The sequence below is a fragment of the Nemorincola caseinilytica genome (genome assembly GCF_039540515.1).
Lineage (GTDB): Bacteria > Bacteroidota > Bacteroidia > Chitinophagales > Chitinophagaceae > Nemorincola > Nemorincola caseinilytica.
This window is the reverse complement of record NZ_BAABFA010000004.1, coordinates 120,329-142,215: the sequence shown is the minus strand read 5'-3', so window position 1 is coordinate 142,215 and position 21,887 is coordinate 120,329. Positions and strand designations below refer to the sequence as shown.

Genomic DNA, 21,887 nt, shown 5'->3' with positions numbered 1-21,887 from the left:
TATTTCTGTGGGAGCACACGGAATCGAACCGCGGACCCTCTGCTTGTAAGGCAGATGCTCTGAACCAGCTGAGCTATGCTCCCTTCCGTTTAAGGACTGCAAATATAAGCACGCTTTCTTACCGTACAATACCTTGACGAAGAAAAAGCAAAAATAAAGACCTGCAGCGCAAGGCATTATATCATACAACGAAAAAGGGTCTCGATATCGAGACCCTTTTGTTTTTATTTGGTGGGAGCACACGGGATCGAACCGCGGACCCTCTGCTTGTAAGGCAGATGCTCTGAACCAGCTGAGCTATGCTCCCTTCCGTTTGAGGACTGCAAAGGTAAGAGCAGTTTTCATTCTTCCAACACCCGTTATCAGATTTTTTTTCGCCCTATTTGTCCGGCATCTACGGGGCCACAATATCCCTGTACATACCCATTCTCCGTATTGCATATCAGCTATATTTTTCCCTGTTTTTGCAGCTTGTTTTCCTTACCTTTGCAAGCATTAAAAATTCACTTCCACCTTCAATACCACACATATGGGTTACGTTAAAGACCTCTTTAAGGAGAAAGCAGACGCTCAAGGCAAAGAGATAAAAAGCATAATAGAGCAGCACGGCAACAAAAAGATAGAAGATGTGACCCTGGCCCAGGTATACCAGGGCATGCGTGGTATCACAGGCCTCGTTACAGAGACCTCCCTGCTGGATGCGAATGAAGGTATACGTTTCCGTGGCTTCTCCATACCCGAGCTGAGGGAAAAGCTGCCAAAAGCAGAGGGTGGAAGCGAACCGCTGCCTGAGGGCCTTTTCTACCTCATGCTTATAGGCGAGGTACCATCGCAGGAAAATGTGGACCACATATCGGCCACATGGGCCCGCCGCTCACATGTGCCGAACTATGTGTTCGATGTCATAGAATCTTTCCCGGTGTCATCACACCCCATGACACAGTTCACAGCCGCCGTGCTGGCCCTGCAAACAGAGTCTAAGTTCGCCAAGGCATACAACGAAGGCATAAGCAAAAAAGAGCACTGGTCTTATGTATACGAAGACACCATGACGCTCATAGCCCGCCTGCCCCGCGTAGCTGCATACATATACCGCCGCAAATACAAGAACGGCGAACACATACAGCCTGATGGCATGCTGGACTGGAGCGCCAACTTCGCTCACATGCTGGGCTACGAGGACGAGAGCTTCAAAGAGCTCATGCGCCTGTACCTCACCATCCATGCCGACCACGAAGGCGGCAACGTATCGGCACATGCTACGCACCTTGTAGGCTCTGCCCTCAGCGATCCCTACATGTCGTTCGCCGCTGGTATGACCGGCCTCGCAGGTCCCCTGCACGGCCTTGCCAACCAGGAAGTGATACGCTGGATAGAAGAGATGTGCGCCGAGCTGAACACAGACAACCCTACTAAAGAACAGATAGCCGACTACATACACAAGACACTTACACAGGGCAAGGTAGTACCCGGCTACGGCCACGCAGTACTGCGCAAGACCGACCCCCGCTTCACGGCGCAAATGGAGTTCGCAAAGCGTCACTGCCCCGAGAACCCCACCGTACAGACCGTATGGAACGTGTATGAAGTAGCGCCACCCATACTGGAAGCTACCGGCAAGATAAAGAACCCATGGCCCAACGTAGACGCGCACTCCGGCGCCCTGCTGAAGCATTATGGCCTGATAGAGGAAGATTTCTACACTGTACTCTTCGGCGTATCGCGTGCGCTGGGTGTACTGGCCAGCCTGTGCTGGGACCGCGCCCTGGGCTTCCCTATAGAGCGCCCCAAGTCTATCACTACCGAGTGGGTGAAGAAATTCCTTGCAAAAAGCGAAACAGTAGCATAAGCTACCTGCACATAAAAGAAGATCGGCCCCTGTTGCAACAGGGGCCGATCTTCTTTCGTACCTATTCTATTCCGTTTTTTTATTCCACAGGTGGGCGGTAGTTCTTTATCTCTTCTTCTATACCCTCCACATTCAGCATGGTCAGTTCTTCGTTCACCCCCAGTACTGCCAGGTACTTTCCATCGGGCGAGCACTTCACTATTTTCAGGTCTCTTTTTGTCTCGAACACCGGCATATGTTTCATGGTGTTGGTAAGCCACGCGAATACCTTGTTGTCGTTCGCTGCCGTGAATAGTACCCTGCCTGTATTGTTGTAGCTCACATCTGTCACCCATCGCTTGTGCCCTTCCCACTTCGCTACCAGCGCACGTCGTTTCATATTGAAGATGTACACCTCCTTGTTCAGGCTGCCTATGGCCATGGTCACACCATCGGGCGATACGTCAAAGTGTTCCAGGTTGCCTATGCTGCTGTGGCTTGCCGTCTCTGTACCCGTGGTCATATCAAAATAGCGTAGCCCGTTGGACAGGCTTGTGAGACCTGCCACTACGGTAGTGCCATCCTTTTCCACATACAGCGATTGTACTTTATTCGCGCCTCTGTACCCCATGGTATAAAATGGTGCGCCGGTGGCTGCGTCCCACACTTTTATGGTCTTGTCCTTGCTACCGGTAAGCAACATCTTTCCATCTTCTGTAAAATACATGGCCGTCACAGCCTTTTCGTGCGCCTTTATGCGGCCTATCACCTTATCGGCCACATGGTCGTACAGTATCACATTGCCCTCCTTGTCTCCGCTGGCCACCACACTGGTACCCGGCCTGAACTTGGTACAGAACACATGCGATGTATGCAACAGGTAGTTCCGCACCACATTCCCCGAGTCGGTAGTGAAAATGCTCACATTTCCCTTGTGATACCCCACGGCCAGGTACCTGCTGTCGCTGCTGAAGCCCACCTGCTGCTCCTTGAAGAAATTCTCATCGAAGGTGTTGGTCCATAATACACGGCTATCGCCCTGCGCCATACAGGCAAAGGCAAATATCAACGCTGCCAGGGTCAGCAGTATCTTTCTGTTGGGGAACATAATGATGCGAATTTACCCCTATATCACAATAAAAAGGCGGTCTCGTAGGAAGGAGACCGCCTCTGGGTATAAAAGGCTTTTTCATAAGGGTAAGAAAGGCCTTTGTCGTCTTAAACCAGGATCCGATAAGGTTATAGGTATCGAACTCGGATCTCTTTTAAATACACTAAGGTCTTGGGGCTGGGTATACTCTTCAGTAATGTCTTTCCGTATATATCCAGTGTTTCTGTTACCTGTTGTTAAGCCAGTTGTTTTATGATCTTCTAATGTTGTTTCGCTAATGCGTTGTTAACTGTATGCAAGGTACATAGGCATCTTTCCCCCAAAGGCCTCCGACCGACGAAATGTCGTTCTGGGCCGACGAACTGTTGTTTCTGGCCGACGAAGTGAATTTACAGGTAGCGAAAATTCGCCCATATTCCCATTCCGTCCTCATTCTGAATGCCTTAATTATTTACCAATAGTTAGTAATGCAGTAAAATATTCGTACTATATATACCCGAACAAGTATTAAATTTGAACTATGGCAAAACATGACCCGCGTGTGGACGCATATATCGAAAAGGCCGCAGATCTTGCAAAACCTATACTGGTGCACCTGCGCGAGCTGATACATACCACCTGCCCCGAAGTAGAAGAGACCTGGAAATGGAGCTTCCCAAATTTCGACTACCGGGGCGGCACCATGTGCAGTATGGCCGCCTTCAAGCAGCATTGCTCTTTCGGGTTCTGGAAGGCAGCCCTCATGCCCGACCCCGATGGCATACTGGAAATAGCCGAGCGGGCAGCCATGGGCCAACTGGGCCGCATCGCCAGCCTCAAAGACCTGCCAAAGGACACTGTGCTGAAGAGGTATATAAAAGCCGCTATGAAACTGAACGAGGAAGGAGTAAAAGCACCTGTTAAAAAGCCTACAAAAGAGCAGAAAGAAGCCCTCACCACGCCCGATGACCTCGCTGCCATGCTGAAAAAGAACAAGGCCGCAGAAAAAGTGTTCAGCGAATTCGCCTACAGCAACAAGAAGGAATACATAGAGTGGATAAACGAGGCCAAGACCGATGCCACCCGCACCAAACGCATGGCCCAGGCCATAGAATGGATAGCCGAGGGCAAGACCAGGCACTGGAAGTATAAGTAGGCTCTCCCCGACCCGACCGCTAAGTTATGTCCGCCGATACGGTACCATTGTTTATTTTTGCCCTGTCAAACAACACATACATTGAACGACCGTTACAGCCAGCGCGGGGTATCCGCACAGAAAGAAGATGTACACAAGGCAGTGGCAAAGCTCGATAAGGGCCTTTACCCCAATGCCTTTTGCAAGATATACCCCGATCATTGGGGTAACGACCCAGCCTACTGCAACCTGATGCATGCCGATGGTGCAGGCACCAAATCCATACTGGCATACATGTACTGGAAAGAGACCGGCGACATGAGCGTATGGAAGGGCATAGCCATAGACAGCATAGTGATGAACATAGACGACCTGCTGTGCGTAGGCGCCACGGGGCCGTTCACTTACTCATCTACCATAGGCCGCAATAAGCACCTTATACCCGGCGAGGTCATATCGGCCCTCATCAATGGCACGCAGGAATACTTCGACCAGATGAGGGAGTACGGCATAGACATACACTTCCTGGGTGGCGAGACCGCCGATGTGGGCGATGTGGTACGCACCGTGATAGTAGATGGCACCATGGCCTGCCGCATGCGCCGCGACAAGCTGGTAACTACCGAGAACATGCGCCCCGGCGATGTGGTGGTATCTCTGGCCAGCTACGGCCAGGCCACCTACGAAAGCGAGTACAACAGCGGTATGGGCAGCAATGGCCTCACCAGCGCCCGCCACGAGATGCTGAACAAGGAATATGCCCGCAAATACCCCGAAAGCGTAGACCCCAACTTACCTGCCGATGTGATGTATAACGGCCGGTTCTCCCTTACCGACCCCACGCCTACCCCGCTCAATGTGGGTAAGATGATACTCTCCCCCACCCGCACCTATGCGCCCGTGGTACTGCGCATACTGCAGCAGCATTTTCATAACATACATGGCATCATACACTGCAGTGGTGGCGGGCAAAGCAAATGCCTCCATTACCTGCCTGCACCGCTTCGTGTGGTGAAGAACAATTTATTGCCGGTTCCTCCGTTATTTACCATGATACAGGAAGCGGCCGGCACCGGCTGGCGCGAAATGTACCAGGTGTTCAACATGGGCCAGCGCCTGGAGCTGTTCACCGACAAGGATACCGCACAGGGTATAATAGAGATAGCCCGCGGCTTCGGCATAGATGCGCAGATATCAGGGTATGTGGAAAGCGCCGAACGCAAGGAAGTAGTGATAGAAAGCCCCTATGGTTCCTTTACTTATTCATGACCTTTTACATGCATTATGGAAATAATATCATTGAATAAAAAATAATAAGTACATTTAAAAGATATTGTGCAGATAAACACTATCTTCACGGTGAAAATTCACAGCCTTACGATAAACACTAAAAAACAAAAAATGAAAAAACTACTTGTCGCCGCTTTCTCAATGCTCCTCTTCAATGCCGCATATGCACAGGATAATTCTGATGACGATGGCATCCTCAACGAGAGAATAGGTCTTGACGGCAGCCCCAAACCCGGCGGCCATGACGATGGCCCCCATCATGGCCATTGGAACCACCTCACCACCCTTGCACTGTCTCCATTCCAGTATACTGAGAACGGTGTAGGTGTAGGCCTCAGCTATGAGCGTGCGCTCGATCATGAAGGCATCATATCGGCATATATGCCTGTCATAGCGTCTTTCAACGTAAGGAACAACAACAACAATAACTACTACAACTACTATGGCAACTATAACCGTGGTACCGACTACATGTTCTATGCCATGCCGGGTGTAAAGTTCTACCCTACAGGTATGGGTAAGGTGAAATATGCCCTTGGCCCCAATGCCGTGGTAGGTTATGGCCGCAGGAGCAACTATGGCTATGCCGATCCTTACTACTACACCTACAGCGGTACCAGCATATACTATCCCCCTTCCTACTATACTTCCAACCGCTTCATACTGGGTATGATGCTGAACAACTCTCTGAACGTGAACGCTACTCCGCACCTGTACATAGGTGCAGAAATGGGCTTCGGCTTCACCTACCTCGATATGAATACCCGTTACAACTATAACGAAGGCATGAAGTTCCTCACACAGGGTTCTTTCAAGATCGGTTATACGTTCTGATAACGATATACGAGCATCACTTTTCAGAGGCTGTCCAAAAGGGCAGCCTCTCTTATTTTCAGAATATTATTCATTAATTTTATGTCACACCAATAATGAATACCCATGAAATGTTCCCTCTTTCTTCTGCTTGTGACAGGTAGTTCGTTCTTTGCTACCTCTGCCCATGCTCAATTCGCCATAGCGCCCGTAGCAGGCTTGTCTGTAGCTAATGGCATATACAGGCAGCAATATGGATACACACGCGAACACACAAGGGCAATACGGGGTCTGAAAGCCGGTCTGCTGGCAGAGATACCTGTATCGCGAACACTGCATCTGCAACCTGCACTTTTATATTCCCGCAATGGCTTCTCGGCAGTGCCATTCAGCTATGACAACAACAAACTGGACATAAGAAGTATCGAGCTGCCCCTAAGCCTGGCCATCAGAACGGCGGGGCCGGGCAAGAGCAGCTTTGTTTTCAATGCGGGGCCCTTCCTGGGTATCAATACAAGCGCAATGCTGGGGGAGATAGAAGCATCCAAACCCAATGACCTTGTCAAGGGCACATACTTTGGAGGAACGATGGGTATAGGCTTTGCCGGGGGAAGCGGCGTATTCGTGCGCACAGATATGCAGGCAGGCTTTGGAGATGTGATGACAGAAAATATCCAGGTCATTTTTCTTCCGCTACAGGCCAGCATCAGCGTAGGCTACCTCATACGCGCCAAACCAAGGGTATCCGAACAGACCGGCAAGGCATCCACAGACAAAGGAACTGACAGAACGAAATAGACCGCATCAGCCGCGCACTTCGCGTTTCCGCACCATCTTTTCCATGGTCTGGTAGTCGAGGTAATAGATGACCTTTACCGAGAGGCTGTTGCTTTGCGGCGCCTGTGTCACATACCGCATGCCCGACAGATAATCGGCGGCCAGCGTACTGCCCGATGAGTAGACACTGTTCTGGTACACAAGGCTCATCTCACTGCCCGGCTTGAACTGCCATACGAAGTTCATGAAGAGGTTGAACGAATTGAAGTTGATATTCTGGCTTATGTTGTTGGGCGCATTGTATAGCAGGCCATTTTCGGCCAGGAACTCATACTTCGCATATTCTGCCTGCGACCAGTAATGTCGCGCATCCAGCTTCAGCGACATGGTACGGGTAAAGATGTAGGATGTGGTAAGCGAATTGATGGCCGTTTGCAACCTGCGTGTGCCCAGGAATATAGAATCGTGCAGGTGTGCCACGAAACCCACATCATTGGCCCGCTGCTCTGCAGAGAAACTGTATATGGCCGATAGCTTGTCGGAGAACCTGTACCTGGGCGATACCGACCACGAGAACACCTTTCGGTCACTGGGGCCATACCATCTCTTGCTGCTCTCAAGATCCAGTGCAAAGCGCCTCCTGTAGTCCGATGATATGAAACCGCCCCACATGCCATTGGCAGGCAACTGGTAGTAACGCCCTATGGTGCGGGGTTCCAGGTAGTCGTAGGCCACGCCGGGCTGTGCATCCCAGTACGAACCTATGGTATGGAAGCTGGTAAAGGTGATCACATGATTGCCATGCACGGCAGCCCTCGAAAATTCATTGGGCTCAAAGGCACGGTAATATTCCATGCCTATCTTGTTGTATGTGGTATTGATCTTGCCGAAGGGAACATAGGTATTGTATACGTTGTAGTACAGCAATGACACAATATTGTTCCTGTCCAGGTAGCCAAGGTCGTTGGGGTTAAAGTGGTCGCTTATCGCTTTGGACATGAGCGTCCAGGTATAGTTGCCGCTCTGCTTGCCCACGTTCAGCAAGGCACGGTAGCCTACATCGGTAGCTGTGGCAGGGTAATACCGCTGGCTCACATCCATAGAGCCTGTGACCCCATAGCGGTTGGCCTTATCTGCAAATTTGAACAGCAGGGCGCTCACATCGGCATCATAGGTCTCACCGGCCCTTGTCACATTGGTATTCATGAAGCTGATGTAGGAATTATTGCGCATGGCCTGGTCTACCACTATCACATTGTAATTGGTGAGCGGCGAGACCTCTGCTTTCCTTTCGGCCCCTGTCGCAGTATCGACCACGGTGGCATATGTGGGCGCCGATACCGCATTGAACACGCCCACACCTGTTTTCCCCTGTGTACGACCCGATACCTTGAAGGCATTGTACAGCCGCGAACTTGCGGGCTCATTGGTCACTATCTCATGGGCTGGTAGCCCGGTCCTTAGCTGCCAGCCGTTGATAGGCGTTCCACCCACACGGCGCGAATAGAACAGGTCATTCTTATTGAAAAGGTCCACACCCTCGGTAAAGAAGTAACGTCGCTCATCATAGCGCACCTCTATGGCCGATAGGTTCAGCACCTTGTCATCGAACCTCGTCTGCCCGAAATCGGGTACCAGGGTCATATCCAGCGTAAAGCTCTCGCTAAGGCCGTATTTTATATCCAGCCCACCATTCACACTTTTGCCGAAGGCGCCTGCATTATCTACCCCGTATGCCGATAGGTATGGCAGCAGGGCCAGGCGCAGCGGCGCCTTTATATCGTGTATGCTGTCTACCCTGCCAGACTGCCCTATCACATTCTGTATCATGGGGCTTACCGGGTTCCAGTAAGAGCGTTCCCTGTACCGCCTTATGATGCGCTGAAAATTGACACCCCACTGCTGCACCTGCTTCTTCGGAAAGCGCAGGGCCGAATATGGTATCTTCATCTCCACGCTCCACCCGCTATCGGTATGCGCCACGCGCGAGAACCATGCGGCGTTCCAAGACCGGTCCACGGCATCGAATTTCACTATACCATCTGCCTGCACACCTGCTGCCGTCACCGCGAACTGGGTAGCGTTCTGCCTGTCGAAGTAGGTATCGAAGGTCACAATGAATGCATCGGTATTATTGTCCTCGAACTCGTCTCTTGGTGATAGCTGCTTTACTATGCTATCGGGGTTGCGCTCATACATCATGGCGCCTATGTATACGGCCTCATCGTCGTACAGCAGGCTCACAGTTGTACGCTGTGTAGAGGGCTCTCCCGGCCGTGGTGCCGTCTGTATGAAGGAGGTAGCACGGGGTGCAGCGCCCCATATATCTTCTGCCAGGCGGCCATCTATAGCTATAGCCCCACTGCGCTGTGTAGCATAGAGCGCACGAATGGGGCTCTGTGCACGCAGGCTGCCGCAATGCCATAACAGCAGCGGCAGCAATAGGGAGAGATATATGGTATTAGACCGCACGTTGCCAGCCTGTTTACACTATGTAGAAAGAATTGTGAGCATTTAGAAGCTGGAAGTGACCGTGGCCTTCACCCCGCTGAACGCAGGCTCGTAACGGCATACGCCACCCGTACAGTTGATACCGTCCACCTGTTTCACATATGCCAGCGTGAAGCGGTTGGCACCGCGCGTATGCGCTACAAAGATGTTGTAGTAGTTCTGTGTCTTGGCTATATAGCCGGGCGGGGTGTTCACACCCGTAGTATTGGGTGCGCAGTTGAACATGTCGGTAACGGCTATAGACCACCTGGGTGCCACGTTATATTCCAGCAGACCGAACAGCCACGATCCGTAGTCCAGCTCTGCGTGCATATACTGCGCTTCCAGCCTTATAGACTTGTTGTCGTTTATCTTGTAGGTTATCTCGGCAAAGGGCGTGATAGCCGTCAGTATAGGCCTCGATACTGCTGTACCGCGGTTCTGGTACAGGGCCACATTATAATCTATGTATTGTACACCGCCTTCCAGCACCCATTTGTCCATGCCCTGATATATGGCCTCGGCATATGCTTCCCTGTACAGCTTCTCACCATCCAGTGTGTTTATGTGCGAGTAGGTAAGGTTGATGGTAGTAACATCGCTGGGCGAAAGCGTCAGATTAGCAGTACCGGCCATTTCTGCTATATCCTGCGATGGTGGCTGGTAGCGCGACATCAGGCGCAACGGCCTCATCACGGCCACTACAGGCTGCCAGTTCAGCATACCCTGCAGCAGCACTTCGTTGGGCGATGTGCGCATCACGAAGTGGTCTGTACGCTTCCCGGTAAGGCTTATGGCATACCCTTTGCGGCCATAGTTCAGCGATGTGAATATGATATTGCCATCGCTCAGCCCCAGGTCGTTATTAGGGGTATTCGTAAGCCTTATCGCCTCATGTGTCTTGTACGCACCTTCTATGTACCAGGATAGATTCTTGTAAATAAGGTTATTGTACACGGTGAAGGCATACATATTGTACTTCGGGATGAACCTCATAGAGGTGTCCATATTATTGATGGCCTCTACTATCGAGTTCATAGATGTGGCATCGAGGGTACGGTTCATCACACCTATACCGGGCGATATATGCACCTTGCCCAGGTCGTGGTCGGCCTCAAAGTTGATGGCCTTTATCACCGGCATGTAGCGAACATTGTTTATCAGGTTGTTGGGGCTGTTATTGTTCTTCAGCTGTCCCACAAAACCCTTGGCCGATATGCTGTTGCTGAACTTGTACTTCAGCTCGAAACCCGTAAGGGCGTTATCTATCAGCAGCCCCCTGTCCTCGTAAGAGCGGAAAAGTATACCTGTACCTATCTGGTCGTATATGGAACCGCCTATTATCGTCAGGTCGCCAAGGTCTTTGGTCACGCTCCAGGCGCCTATGCCAAAGTCCGTATTGGGGGCTATGGGATCCTTCAGGTTCGAGTTCGCAAATCCATCGGCACGCACAAAGAATGTAAAACCATTGGTAGCATACCTTAGCGTCAGCCATGCATCGCTGCCACTCAGCGCATTGTCGTAAAGAGGGTTATCGGACGCGCGTATGGCGGTGTCCTTCATAAAGAAATTCAGGTTGGTCATAAAGTCGCCTGAGAACGTACCTTGTGCAAGACCGCGGCCTGAGATAAGGAATATCAAAAAGTATAACGCTATTCTTTTCATTTCTTTCTCTTAATTGTTAAGTTTTTCCGAAATTAGCCCCGAAGTTCAGAGATCGGCAAAGTTTTGGTTTATTATTGTTAAAAACAAATCCATTTGTATGAAAAAACTGCTCTCACTGGCAATGCTCGTAATTGCCTCGGTAACAGCAAATGCGCAGGACCTTCCTAATACCCAGATAAAGGATGCGAACACGGGCAAGAAACTGCCTTTCAACCAGACCATAGAGCAGGGCAAGGTCACCGTTATCAGCTTCTGGGCCACATGGTGCGTGCCGTGCAAGAAAGAGATAAAGAATATATCGCTGAAACTGGCGGATTGGAAAAAAGAGGCCGATTTCAACTATATGACCGTATCTATAGACGAGGCGCGTGCAGAGGGTATCATGCGTACCTATGCCATAGCCCAGGGCTGGACGTTCCCTTATTATATAGACGTGAATTCCGACCTCAAGCGTTCGCTCAACTTCCAGTCGGTACCCTATACCCTTATCATAGGTAAGGATGGCAAGGTTGCCTGGCGCCATATAGGCTATGAGGAAGGTGGTGAGAACGAAGTATTCGCAAAGGTGAAAGAACTAGTAGCAGCCAAATAATGAACATATCCGCCATTTCCTAATAGAAGCGCTATCCACCCGGTAGCGCTTCTTAGTTCATCACTACAAATTCGTATCCATTGGTCTGCAGCCATTCTATAATATGCGGCAGTGCCTGCAGGGTGGCGTTGCGTTCCCAGTACATGGCATGCAGCAGTATTATGCTGCCGGGCCGTACATTATCTTTCACATGCTGTAGTATGGCATCGGCATCGTGCATATTGCCTGTCTCGGGTTCTACATCCCATGTAGCAGTGATGCGGTTAGTGCGGGAAAGATAATAAGGCAGGTAGAAGAGCTTTTTGCAGTACGGCGGCCTGAAGTATATACGCCCCTTATATCCTGTAGCCAGTATCAGGCTGTCTGTCACATCAACCTCCTTTCTTATCTCGCCGGGGCTCATCAGCATCAGCCTGCGATGGCTGTAGCTGTGGTTGCCTATGCCATGCCCGGCTGCCAGTATGACCCTTACCCCCTGCGGATGACCCAGCATCTCTTTTCCGGTAAGGAAAAAAGTGGCCTTTATATGATACCGGTCCAGTATACGCAGTATGGTATCGGTACGCTCGGTGGGGCCGTCATCAAATGTGAGGGCCACTACTTTCTTATCGGTATCCAGCCTGTATACTATCTTCCCAAAGCACTGGAACGTACGCGACCGGCTCAGCAAGTAAAGTGCCGGGCCGGTCGCTGCAAGTATCAGTACAGTTAGTATCACATATTTCTGCTTCCTTGTCATACTCTTCATAAAGATAGACATATACCTCTATCGCATCACTGGCGCACAGGTATCCGCCTGTGCCGACGCGTATACACCACTATGCCCATGGCTATAGCTGCTATGAGCAGTATGGGCCATATGGTCACCAGTGCCAGCAGCAGGAACCTGAACAATGCTGTACCATTGCGCAGCGCTGTATCCAGTTGTGCAGAATAGGGCACGGCTGCTGCATACTGCGCATCGGCCACTGCCTGGGCATATACCACACTCGGCTGCGAGTAGCGTACCACTATCGTAGAATACTCTACATTGCGCAGCAGGTTCTGGTTCTCTATATGCCGCCTTACTATCTGTTCTTTACGCTCATCGGCATAGCGCTGCACATTTATGGCGTCTGTCACATCCTGCGCCAGTTGCAATGCCTTGGTGGTGCTGTGCAGGTCGCCCGGCCGGTTCAGCAGTTCGTTCTCCATGTACTTTCCCGTTACATCGGTCTGTGTCAGCCTGCGGTCCTCTACATACAGGGCGCCTGCCGGTATCACACCCATTACCGAATCGAGCATGGCCGAAGGCACGCGCAGCCGCAGCTCGGCGGTAGTATTGCATACTCTTACCTCCTTCAGCGAGTCCTTTTTATACGCCACCATCTTTACCGGCTCTGCATTGTTGCTGATGCGGCTCTCCTCTACACTGCCACCTATGGCCCTTACACATTTTTCCAGTCGCGTTACCGCGGCCAGCACATCGGGTACACGGCATTCTATATCGGCCGTGCGTACCAGCTTGCGTTCATCGGGCGGAAAGGCTTCGGCTTCCGAACCTATCGAGGTATCGGCTATCGTCTCTGTAGCGGGGGTGCTATTTGCCCGTAATTCGGACCCTATCTGCTCGTTGCCGCAAGAGCAGAGCACTACCAGTGGCAACAACCACAGCAATTTGGAGGATGGCATAGTATTTCAGTGTTTTTGGTTCAAGATATCTATCCCCTCATCCCGCAAAAGGTGATCGGCAATACCTGTTAAACAATACATAAATGAGCATGCGCGCCGGCACCACCATTAAAAACAAAGGAGCCGCATCAGTGATGCGACCCCTTGTTATATATCTTTCGTCTGAAGAGTTATTTCTTGCTGCCGGCCTTAGCCTTGGGCTTGTCTGCCACCTTGGGAGCAGGCTTGGCCTCGGTAGCGCCCTTGCCCATATCGGCCTTTGCCTTGGCTATTATATCGTTGCCCGCGTTCAGGAAGGTCACTTCTTCTTTGCCGGCCTCAGAGCCCGCAGGGTATCCCTGTGTGCCATAGGCATTGATGTTCATTTTGCCGCTGGCGGCATCCTGTGTCATAGAGAAATACCATATGGTAGGATAGCCCTGCACCTGGAAGGCCTGCTGCAGACCATTGTTCTGCTGCTGCAGTTCCTGCGACAGCTGTTTCCTGCGGGGAAAATCCAGCTCCAGCAGTATCACGTTCTCCTTGGCCCACTTCACGAAGGCAGGCTTTGCGAACACGTCGCGCTCCAGCTTATGGCACCAGCCGCACCAGTCGCTGCCGGTAAAGAAACCGAATATGGGTTTATGCGAGGTCTTCGACAGCTCATGCGCTTTCATCAGGTCGGTATGCCACTCCAGACCATCGCCATGTTGCGCCATTGCACCCATTGCCAACAAAAGCACGAAAAAAGTAGAGAATAGTCTTTTCATAAAAGTACCGCAGTTTATATCCGGTATCCTAACAAATGTAGGCAGTAATACCTTACCATTATTGTCGCCCGCCCAGGTATTTTTACCACCCATCACATTTTAACATATCCCACCATATCATGCCATCTTCTACTTAGCAGAGAAACTACCTATTTTTGAGGCGCTCATGTCATCCACCCTCCACATTCCCGCATCGCTTCTGCAAGACCTGAGGCCGTTACCCGGTTTCGACGAGCAGGCCTTTGTTGCAGCACATGCGCAGCCTGCACCCGTATCGGTAAGGCTGCACCCGGTGAAGGGAGGCGGTATCTACACAGACCTGCCCGCCATACCCTGGTGCGATGGCGGCCGCTACCTTCCCGAACGCCCCATATTCACGCTCGACCCGGCCTATCATGCCGGGGCATATTATGTACAGGAGGCTTCGTCCATATTCCTGCATCATGTGCTGCGGGGCATCATAGGTCAGCGAAAGGGGTTGCGTGTACTGGACCTCTGCGCGGCCCCGGGTGGCAAAAGCACCCTTATAGCCTCGCTGCTCGATGCCGATGGTCTCCTGGTATCGAACGAGGTCATACGCACACGCGCATCTATACTGGAAGAGAACATGCTGCGGTGGGGATATATGAACACATGGGTCACCAGCAACGACCCGCGCGACCTGGGCAGGCTCACCGGCTATTTCGATATAATAGTGGTAGATGCCCCCTGCAGCGGCTCTGGCCTATGGCGCAAAGATGCCGCTGCGCTCAATGAATGGAGCGAGGCCAATGTGCAGCTCTGCGCCGCGCGTCAGCAGCGTATACTGGCCGATGTATGGCCCGCGCTCAAAACAGGCGGCACACTTGTATATGCCACCTGCTCCTACTCCCCGCAAGAAGATGAGGACATACTGGACCACCTGGCCACAGAACTCCATGCCGGTACCCTGCCCATACCTATCGATGCAAGCTGGGGCATAGAAGAAGTGGTATCTCCACTGCAGAAACAGACCGGCTATCGCTTCTTCCCGCACAGGGTAAGGGGTGAGGGGTTCTTTATAGCGGCCATGACAAAGAACGATGATGCGGGCAGCCTGAAGACAGCCGACAAAAAGCACACGCCCGATAAGAAGATACAACAAATGGCAGGTCACTACTTCGGCAACAGTGATGTACTGCTGCTACCCGGTAAGGACGGCAGCTACAATGCCATTCGCCCGCAACACCATACCGACCTGCAGCTATTGCAAAAAGCGGTCTTCCTGCGCAGAACGGGTATAGAGGCAGGCATGCCATCGGCAAAAGAATGGCTGCCTGCACATGATATAGCACTGAGTGTGGACACTACAAAAGACATACCTCATATAGATGTGAGCAAGGAACAGGCCCTGCACTTTCTGAAGCGCGAAGAGATGGGCATGGCCGATGTACCCAAAGGCTGGTATATAGTAAGGTACAATGGCCTGGGCCTGGGCTGGGTAAAAGCACTGGGCAACCGCATGAACAACTACCTGCCGAAGCACTGGCGCATACGCATGAACATAGACGAGATATGACCCCTCTATATGAGGCTGAATAATATTCGGCCAAGGCGGCCAAAATGAAGAAAATGTTATTACCTTTGCGCCACTGGTAAGTCTTATACGGCCAGCTCCCATTGGATCCCCCAGGACAGGAATGTAGCAAGGGCGTTTGGTTGTAGCGGTGCGATGTGAGTAACTTACCAGTTTTTTTATTTATACCTACCCAAGAGACGAATTCCAAAGATCAAATACCAAATTCCAAACTCTCAAATACCAGAATTCAGACCCCAAACCCTAATTCATAATTTATAACTCCTAATTCATAACTTCTAATTCCCACCCGCATGGGACACAAAAAACTGGTCAAATTCAGGGCCATAGAGACCTATAGGAATGTACTGCAATACCCCGAGAACATAAAGGGAAGCTGGCATACCGTTTTCGGGAACGATAACCCCATAACGCTGGAGCTTGCCTGCGGCAAGGGCGAATATAGTGTGGGCCTGGGCAGGCAATACCCCGACAGGAACTTCCTGGGGGTGGACATAAAGGGCAACCGCATATATACCGGCGCCAAAACGGCCCTGGAGGAAGGGCTGAACAATATCGCTTTCCTGCGCACCCACATCAGCCACATCACTAAGTATTTCAACGCTAATGATATAGAGGAGATATGGATCATCTTCCCCGATCCTTTCCTGAAAAAAGAGTCGAACCGCCTTACGCATGCACGCTACCTGTACCTGTACGAGCAGATACTGAGGCCGGATGGACGCATCAACCTAAAAACCGACTCGAAGGAGCTCTACGATTTCACCCTGGAAGTGATAGCCGAACAGGGCTGTTATGTACATGAGAACATAGCCGATGTCTATGGTCAAGGCAAGGCCATCGGGCCACTGGCCATACAGACGTTCTACGAAAAAATGCATCTTGCCGAAGGAAGGACAATATATTTTCTTTCTTTCTCGCTGCCGGCAACAGGCGTAAAGCTCACCGGCCGGTTCAATAAGGAACCATTGCCCGAAGCAATGCCCATACTTGCCATGGAGCAGGAAGAGATAAAAGAAGGAAATACCGAAGAAGCGCTGGAACCCGCATAGACAACAGCATATGCAGGAAGGAAGAGACTATTATATAACCGGGGAAGGGTTGCTGGTATTCACCGCCCATTACCTTGCAGAGCGGGGCTATTGCTGCGGCAATGGCTGTCTCAACTGCCCCTATGAATATGAGCGTGTACCCGAGCCTAAAAGGTCGCAACTACTGAAAAAACGTGCCGACAATGCCCAAAGAACAAAAGGACAAGGATAGCATATACGACGCCATTTACGATGTGGTGCGCGCCGTTCCCAAAGGCAGGGTCACCAGCTATGGTGCGGTGGCCGCAGCTATAGGCGCCGCATCGGGCGCACGCCTGGTAGGCTATGCCATGAACAATTGTACCGACATAAAGCCAAAGGTGCCGGCCCACCGTGTGGTGAACCGCAATGGCCTGCTCACAGGCAAGCACCATTTCTCCCCGCCCGAAAAAATGCAGCAGTTGCTGGAAAAGGAAGGAGTAAAAGTAAAGGACGATATGGTGCAGAACTTCGACAAAGTATTCTGGGACCCTATAAAGGAACTGGAGATGTAAAAAAGAGAAGGGCGGCCTTACGGGGCCGCCCTTCTCTTTGTCTCATAGTGATAGGCAATGTCTTTTTTGTGGGGCCCGGCGCCATCGCTCCGGCGATACCGGAGCGATGGGTCTCATGGGTGATGGGTCAGTTCTCGATAGTGATAGGCAAGTAATGATAGGTGTGAGTGATAAAGGGTCAGTTCTCAGGGTGTGATAGGTAAGTAGTGATAAGTGTGTGATAAGGGTCAGTTCTCAAAAGTGATATAGGGTGTGATAGGTTTCGGGTGAGTGATAGGTCAGTTCTCAAAAGTGATAGAAGTGTGATAGGTTTCGGGTGAGTGATCGGGTCAGTTCTCAAAGAGCGATGGGTCGGTTCTCAAGTAGTGAAAGGGTCAGTAAGGGCTTTAGGTGGTCAGTTCTCATAGTGTCCATACTACATACGGCACAGATCCTGCTAATGCGCATTTATATCTGGTGGTCTCTTGTTCGTCTGGTAGGGTACTCGTTGGGGCGCCTGTTCAGGAACTGTACCGTGTTGTAGTAGCGGGTTCATTTGGTGTGTGTGTGGTTTTCGTGTGGTGTTCTGCTTTCTCTAGTGCAACAACCGTGCAAAAAACCATTGCCTTAACAATGTTTTTACACGCTAAAAAATAGCCATTGAGATACATGCGAATGCACATGCAACATGTCCCACATATTTCCTGCAGAAAATACCGGTCCATGATAATGAGCAACGAACATGTGGATATATTTCCACAACGCAACATACTTTTGGGGCATACAGCCCAAAAACGAAAGGAATAAGAGGAGGATGGAGAAGAGTATATAACCCATGAACACGACCTATATTACCAACACAGCCGCATGTTCAGGCAGGCATATCAAATGGTATCATCAGATATCAGGAGAGAAACCCATTTCGTGACGGAGCTCTGCCCCGAACACTTTCATGTTACCCATAGCTGTTAACATGCTCTTGGGCACGGAATGATATGGCCTTCCCATGGGTATAGGTATACAGGCAGGATAAAATGAGACCTGCAGATGACTATATCTTTTTAGCAAGCTCCAGTATGGCGGCAATGGCCTGCGGACGGGGTTGCAGAAGGTCTGCAGAAAGGCGCTCCAGTATCTTTTTCTCCAGCCTTATGGTGGCAAAGGCATTATCTGTACAGTGGATGGCTGCGGTAGAGAGAGACGGTATGGCAGTAAGTTTTTTGTGTATAGTTCTTTCCATTTACGGGTGGTTTATAAAAGAAACGCACACTTCGGAAGATCATTGTGCTGGAATTGAAAATTAATGTTAAAGGATATAGATATGTACCACCGAATAACTAAGTTTGACGGATCACCCCTCTGAACATGACGATAGGCATCACAGGTGGCACCGGCCTGGTGGGTACTCACGTTGCGCGGCTGCTCACCGAGAAAGGCCATAGCGTGGTACTCCTCACGCGCCATCCCCGGGGCAAAAAGCCCGGGAACAATATACGTTATGCCCTCTTCGATGCCGAGGCGGGCAAATGTGATACCGCCACACTATCGGCACTGGATGCAGTGATACACCTGGCCGGAGAGCCTATTGCCGCACACAGATGGACCCCGGCCCAAAAGCAAAAGATAGTGGACAGCCGCGTACATGGCACCCGGTTCCTTGTGGCCATGCTTCGCCAGTACAGCGCTCACTGCCAAACATTCATCGGGGCATCGGCCATAGGTATATACGGACCGGATAGGCTAACCGCAAAGCCATTTACCGAAGACATGCCCCCTGCTACAGACTTCCTGGGCGATACCTGTATGAAATGGGAGGCCGAACAGCAAAAGATAGCCCCCATCATGCGGCTGGTAACGCTGCGCACAGGTATAGTGCTGGCAAGGGAAGGGGGGGCATTGCCGCAATTCCTGCGTACCGCACCGTTCAGGCTATTACCCATACCGGGAAGTGGCAAGCAAATAATAAGCTGGATACACATGACCGACCTTGCCCGGCTTATAATATATGCGCTGGAACAACCCGGCATGAGCGGCCCTTACAATGCAGTAGCGCCTGCGCCCATACCCGCCAAAGAGCTGATGACCGCTATCGCAAAAGAAAAAGGAGGCTTCTACCTAAAACCACATGTACCTGCATTCGTATTGCATGCTGTACTGGGAGAAATGGCAGTGGAAGTGCTGAAGAGCGCCACTGTAAGCGCAGAGCGCACAACAGCTACAGGTTTCACCTTCAATTATCCCGGCATAAGAGCGGCCCTTCACCACCTGCTGGCACCCATCAGTTCACCGTGAATTTGCGGGTGATGTGCCTGCTGGAGCTATCTATCATTTTCAGTATATACACTCCCCTGCCCCACATGTATGATGGCAGATCGGCCTGTTCTTCTATATTTCCCCTCCATACTACCTGGCCTATGCTGTTTATCACCACAGACTCCAGCACACCGGCGCCTTTGGCCTCTACATGCAGGTTGTTGTGCGCGGGCACAGGGTATATGCGTATAGCCGACTCATAGTTGTGCGTGATGGAAAAGTCCTTGCTATTGATGTTAAAGAACACATTGTTCCCTCCCTTCACCTTTATACGCACATGGTTGCAGGTCGTATCGGGATTGGGCATGTTCACCGTGGCAGACCCATCGTTGGGAAAATTGCCAAGGAAATAGGGCCACGTCATACCACCATCCAGCGACAGGAATATATCTACTCTTGTGGCGCTGATGGGAGCTATATTAGTACTTACCAGGTCCCAGGCCACCGTTTGCTGACTGTAGCCCTCATAGGTGATACCTGTAGTGTTCTGGCTGGTAACGGTAAAGCCCCTGGTACCAACATTTATGGCATAAAGCTTTACACTATCATCGGGCATATGAAAACTGCCGGCCATGCTGTGCCTGCCACGCAGCGATAGCCTGAACATGAGCGAACGCGCCACCTCAGGTACTTTTTCGCCCGATGCGTTGTTCACGCCGGCATTGCTGAGCGTACCCGCGCGCACCATATCCATATTGGGGAATACCCTCAGCGGTGTCTTTACCGGGGTATATGAACGGAACAAAGGTCCCAGTTTCACATCAGCGAATTTTTTGCCGAAATCGGTACCGCCAATGTCCATTTGCTCCCAGCAATAGGTAAGCGTAGAATCGCCGGTGGAGTCTACAGCATAGGGCGCCATCAGTTCGAAGGGAGTGCGCGTGGGTATGGTATAGGTAGCGGTAAAGGGTGCTATACCCGGAGCCTTGTACCCCGTGGGTATCTTAGTAGCACAGCCGTTGCCCAGGCCGGTAGCATAGAACATTATCTGCTGCACGCTGGCACCGTGAAAGTAGGGATCGCTGTGGGGCTGCAGATTATCGGGCCCACATATGCCTGCATAGGCCATTATAGTAGATCCGCTACCCGGCTCGAATGAGCGGGGATATACACCATTGCCCTGGCAACTGCCGGATACACCATTGTTGAACGTATGATCGGCACCGAACTCATGGCCTATCTCATGGGCCACATAGTCCACATCGAAGGCATCGCCATATGGGTTAGGTTTACCTGTTACTCCAAGGGCCTTCACGCTTTGCAAGCACACCACACCTACCTGGGCCAGACCTTCGCCACCCACGCTGAAAACATGCCCTATGTCGTAATTCGCATCACCTATCAGCGTATCGCACACCTGCTGGTTCTTGTCTATAAGTCCATTAGGGTCTTTAGCAGCATCAGCGGCCGCAAATGGGTCGCCAAGGGCTATGGGGAATATGAGTGTATCCTCATTGTCTACAAAAGTGAATGTAATGGCCACTTCCTGTTCGTATATGCCGTTTATACGGTTCACCGAGGTGGTCATTTTGCTCAGTACGTTCTCCTTAGATGGCGCTACCATACCTGTCACGGCCTCGGCATAGAAATGGCTGCAAGACAATGCCAGGCGGTATCTGCGCAGCACGCTGCCTGCCAGCGTTCTTTGCTGTCGCTCACCCTTTTGGCCCAAAGGTGCGGCCTGCTCTATGGTATTGCCTGTGACGTGGCACCTGAAACCGCCCTCCGGCGTTTCGGCATCGCGTTTGTAATGTACTATGTAATAGCCGCTGTGTTCGTTATCGGCAGGATCGATGAAGGAGGTGTTACCGCCGTCGCTCACCATAGCATGAAAACCGTATGCGGTCATATCCAGTTTGGCGGTCACCCCGGCATCATCGGTAGCCACTGCCGAATAGGTGCCGATGCGCGGATAGCGTGCGGCCAGCGCAGGTGGCAGCACATCGCTGCGCCACACCCTGAAAGTGCGGAAAGTACCATCGGGCATTGGCAGGTCCAGTACCCTGTCCGCCCCCTTTGCTGCCGTACCTGACAGCAGCTGCCGCAGAGCGGCCTCATCGGCCCGGTAGGCCAGGTACGCTTTGAAAGGCAACGGCCTGTCGGCCTGAACAGCTCGCTGTTGTACCCGTTGCCATATATCTCCGGCCAGTGCCGGTAACGCCGTGCATAGACACAGCAATAGAGTCGGTACAGAATATCGTTTCATTCAGTATTATAATAAGGAGCGACCTAAGCTACGCTCCCGGGCAAGTGAAATGTATATAACAAAAATAAAGAAAAACACGGTATACAGGTACATATGCAGGGATGCCAGCCTGCGGTGTAGCCCGCACACCCTATTTCGCGCGCTTTGCC

Annotated in this window: 19 protein-coding genes and 2 tRNA genes; 11 read left to right on the top strand and 10 right to left on the bottom strand. The window is 51.4% G+C overall.

Annotated features, from left to right (window positions below; genetic code table 11):
* Positions 1-8: 8 nt before the first annotated feature.
* Both ABD843_RS01365 and ABD843_RS01360 read right to left on the bottom strand, forming a co-directional pair.
* Positions 9-83 (bottom strand) — tRNA-Val (locus ABD843_RS01365).
* A gap of 146 nt (positions 84-229) precedes the next feature.
* Positions 230-307: transfer RNA gene (locus tag ABD843_RS01360), tRNA-Val, on the bottom strand.
* Between the two features lie 222 nt (positions 308-529).
* Here ABD843_RS01360 and ABD843_RS01355 point away from each other — a divergent pair.
* Positions 530-1,849 carry a citrate (Si)-synthase, eukaryotic gene (locus ABD843_RS01355; protein ID WP_345077361.1) on the top strand — a complete coding sequence of 440 codons (1,320 nt, stop codon included), beginning with the start codon at positions 530-532 and terminating at the stop codon, positions 1,847-1,849.
* 79 nt (positions 1,850-1,928) lie between these two features.
* Here ABD843_RS01355 and ABD843_RS01350 read toward each other — a convergent pair whose 3' ends face one another.
* Positions 1,929-2,936, bottom strand: coding sequence for a WD40 repeat domain-containing protein (locus ABD843_RS01350; protein WP_345077358.1), 1,008 nt, complete (start codon positions 2,934-2,936; stop codon positions 1,929-1,931).
* A 523-nt stretch (positions 2,937-3,459) separates the two neighbouring features.
* Between ABD843_RS01350 and ABD843_RS01345 the strand changes: the two genes are divergently transcribed.
* The 4 genes from ABD843_RS01345 (at position 3,460) to ABD843_RS01330 (ending at position 6,954) form a co-directional block, all read left to right on the top strand.
* Positions 3,460-4,074 (top strand): YdeI/OmpD-associated family protein, encoded by a 615-nt coding sequence (locus ABD843_RS01345; protein WP_345077354.1) that lies wholly within the window; start codon positions 3,460-3,462, stop codon positions 4,072-4,074.
* An 81-nt stretch (positions 4,075-4,155) separates the two neighbouring features.
* Positions 4,156-5,322 (top strand): AIR synthase related protein, encoded by a 1,167-nt coding sequence (locus tag ABD843_RS01340; RefSeq protein WP_345077351.1) that lies wholly within the window; start codon positions 4,156-4,158, stop codon positions 5,320-5,322.
* A 132-nt stretch (positions 5,323-5,454) separates the two neighbouring features.
* Positions 5,455-6,177: a hypothetical protein gene (locus ABD843_RS01335; protein ID WP_345077348.1), complete on the top strand. Its 723-nt coding sequence runs from the start codon at positions 5,455-5,457 to the stop codon at positions 6,175-6,177.
* A 105-nt stretch (positions 6,178-6,282) separates the two neighbouring features.
* Positions 6,283-6,954 carry a porin family protein gene (locus tag ABD843_RS01330; RefSeq protein ID WP_345077345.1) on the top strand — a complete coding sequence of 224 codons (672 nt, stop codon included), beginning with the start codon at positions 6,283-6,285 and terminating at the stop codon, positions 6,952-6,954.
* A 6-nt stretch (positions 6,955-6,960) separates the two neighbouring features.
* Here the strand turns inward: ABD843_RS01330 and ABD843_RS01325 are convergent, their stop codons facing one another.
* Together ABD843_RS01325 and ABD843_RS01320 are read right to left on the bottom strand one after the other, a co-directional pair.
* Positions 6,961-9,405 (bottom strand): DUF5916 domain-containing protein, encoded by a 2,445-nt coding sequence (locus ABD843_RS01325; RefSeq protein ID WP_345077342.1) that lies wholly within the window; start codon positions 9,403-9,405, stop codon positions 6,961-6,963.
* A gap of 42 nt (positions 9,406-9,447) precedes the next feature.
* Positions 9,448-11,088, bottom strand: a complete 1,641-nt coding sequence (locus ABD843_RS01320) for a DUF6029 family protein (RefSeq protein WP_345077339.1) — start codon at positions 11,086-11,088, stop codon at positions 9,448-9,450.
* A gap of 97 nt (positions 11,089-11,185) precedes the next feature.
* Between ABD843_RS01320 and ABD843_RS01315 the strand changes: the two genes are divergently transcribed.
* On the top strand, positions 11,186-11,680 hold the full coding sequence (locus ABD843_RS01315; protein ID WP_345077336.1) for a TlpA family protein disulfide reductase: 495 nt from the start codon (positions 11,186-11,188) through the stop codon (positions 11,678-11,680).
* A gap of 52 nt (positions 11,681-11,732) precedes the next feature.
* On the opposite strand, the gene ABD843_RS01310 is transcribed toward ABD843_RS01315, so the two are convergent.
* The 3 genes from ABD843_RS01310 to ABD843_RS01300 form a co-directional block, all read right to left on the bottom strand.
* Positions 11,733-12,419, bottom strand: coding sequence for a polysaccharide deacetylase family protein (locus tag ABD843_RS01310; protein ID WP_345077332.1), 687 nt, complete (start codon positions 12,417-12,419; stop codon positions 11,733-11,735).
* A gap of 35 nt (positions 12,420-12,454) precedes the next feature.
* Positions 12,455-13,351 (bottom strand): DUF4349 domain-containing protein, encoded by an 897-nt coding sequence (locus tag ABD843_RS01305; RefSeq protein ID WP_345077329.1) that lies wholly within the window; start codon positions 13,349-13,351, stop codon positions 12,455-12,457.
* A 170-nt stretch (positions 13,352-13,521) separates the two neighbouring features.
* On the bottom strand, positions 13,522-14,100 hold the full coding sequence (locus tag ABD843_RS01300; protein WP_345077326.1) for a thioredoxin family protein: 579 nt from the start codon (positions 14,098-14,100) through the stop codon (positions 13,522-13,524).
* A gap of 166 nt (positions 14,101-14,266) precedes the next feature.
* Here ABD843_RS01300 and ABD843_RS01295 point away from each other — a divergent pair, with 166 nt between their 5' ends.
* From ABD843_RS01295 to ABD843_RS01280, 4 genes are all read left to right on the top strand, one after another.
* Complete coding sequence (locus tag ABD843_RS01295; RefSeq protein WP_345077322.1) at positions 14,267-15,637, top strand: methyltransferase RsmF C-terminal domain-like protein; 1,371 nt, start codon at positions 14,267-14,269, stop codon at positions 15,635-15,637.
* Positions 15,638-15,948: 311 nt separating this feature from the next.
* Complete coding sequence (trmB, locus tag ABD843_RS01290) at positions 15,949-16,707, top strand: tRNA (guanosine(46)-N7)-methyltransferase TrmB (RefSeq protein ID WP_345077319.1); 759 nt, start codon at positions 15,949-15,951, stop codon at positions 16,705-16,707.
* Positions 16,708-16,717: 10 nt separating this feature from the next.
* Positions 16,718-16,918, top strand: a complete 201-nt coding sequence (locus tag ABD843_RS01285; RefSeq protein ID WP_345077316.1) for a C1orf53 family protein — start codon at positions 16,718-16,720, stop codon at positions 16,916-16,918.
* On the top strand, positions 16,890-17,240 hold the full coding sequence (locus ABD843_RS01280) for an MGMT family protein (protein ID WP_345077313.1): 351 nt from the start codon (positions 16,890-16,892) through the stop codon (positions 17,238-17,240). The genes ABD843_RS01285 and ABD843_RS01280 overlap by 29 nt, the downstream gene beginning before the upstream one ends.
* A 1,030-nt stretch (positions 17,241-18,270) precedes the next feature.
* Here ABD843_RS01280 and ABD843_RS01275 read toward each other — a convergent pair.
* Positions 18,271-18,459: a hypothetical protein gene (locus tag ABD843_RS01275; RefSeq protein WP_345077310.1), complete on the bottom strand. Its 189-nt coding sequence runs from the start codon at positions 18,457-18,459 to the stop codon at positions 18,271-18,273.
* A 125-nt stretch (positions 18,460-18,584) separates the two neighbouring features.
* Here ABD843_RS01275 and ABD843_RS01270 point away from each other — a divergent pair, with 125 nt between their 5' ends.
* Positions 18,585-19,511 (top strand): TIGR01777 family oxidoreductase, encoded by a 927-nt coding sequence (locus ABD843_RS01270; protein WP_345077307.1) that lies wholly within the window; start codon positions 18,585-18,587, stop codon positions 19,509-19,511.
* On the opposite strand, the gene ABD843_RS01265 is transcribed toward ABD843_RS01270, so the two are convergent.
* Positions 19,498-21,624 (bottom strand): reprolysin-like metallopeptidase, encoded by a 2,127-nt coding sequence (locus tag ABD843_RS01265; RefSeq protein WP_345077305.1) that lies wholly within the window; start codon positions 21,622-21,624, stop codon positions 19,498-19,500. The genes ABD843_RS01270 and ABD843_RS01265 overlap by 14 nt on opposite strands.
* Positions 21,625-21,887: the final 263 nt, after the last annotated feature.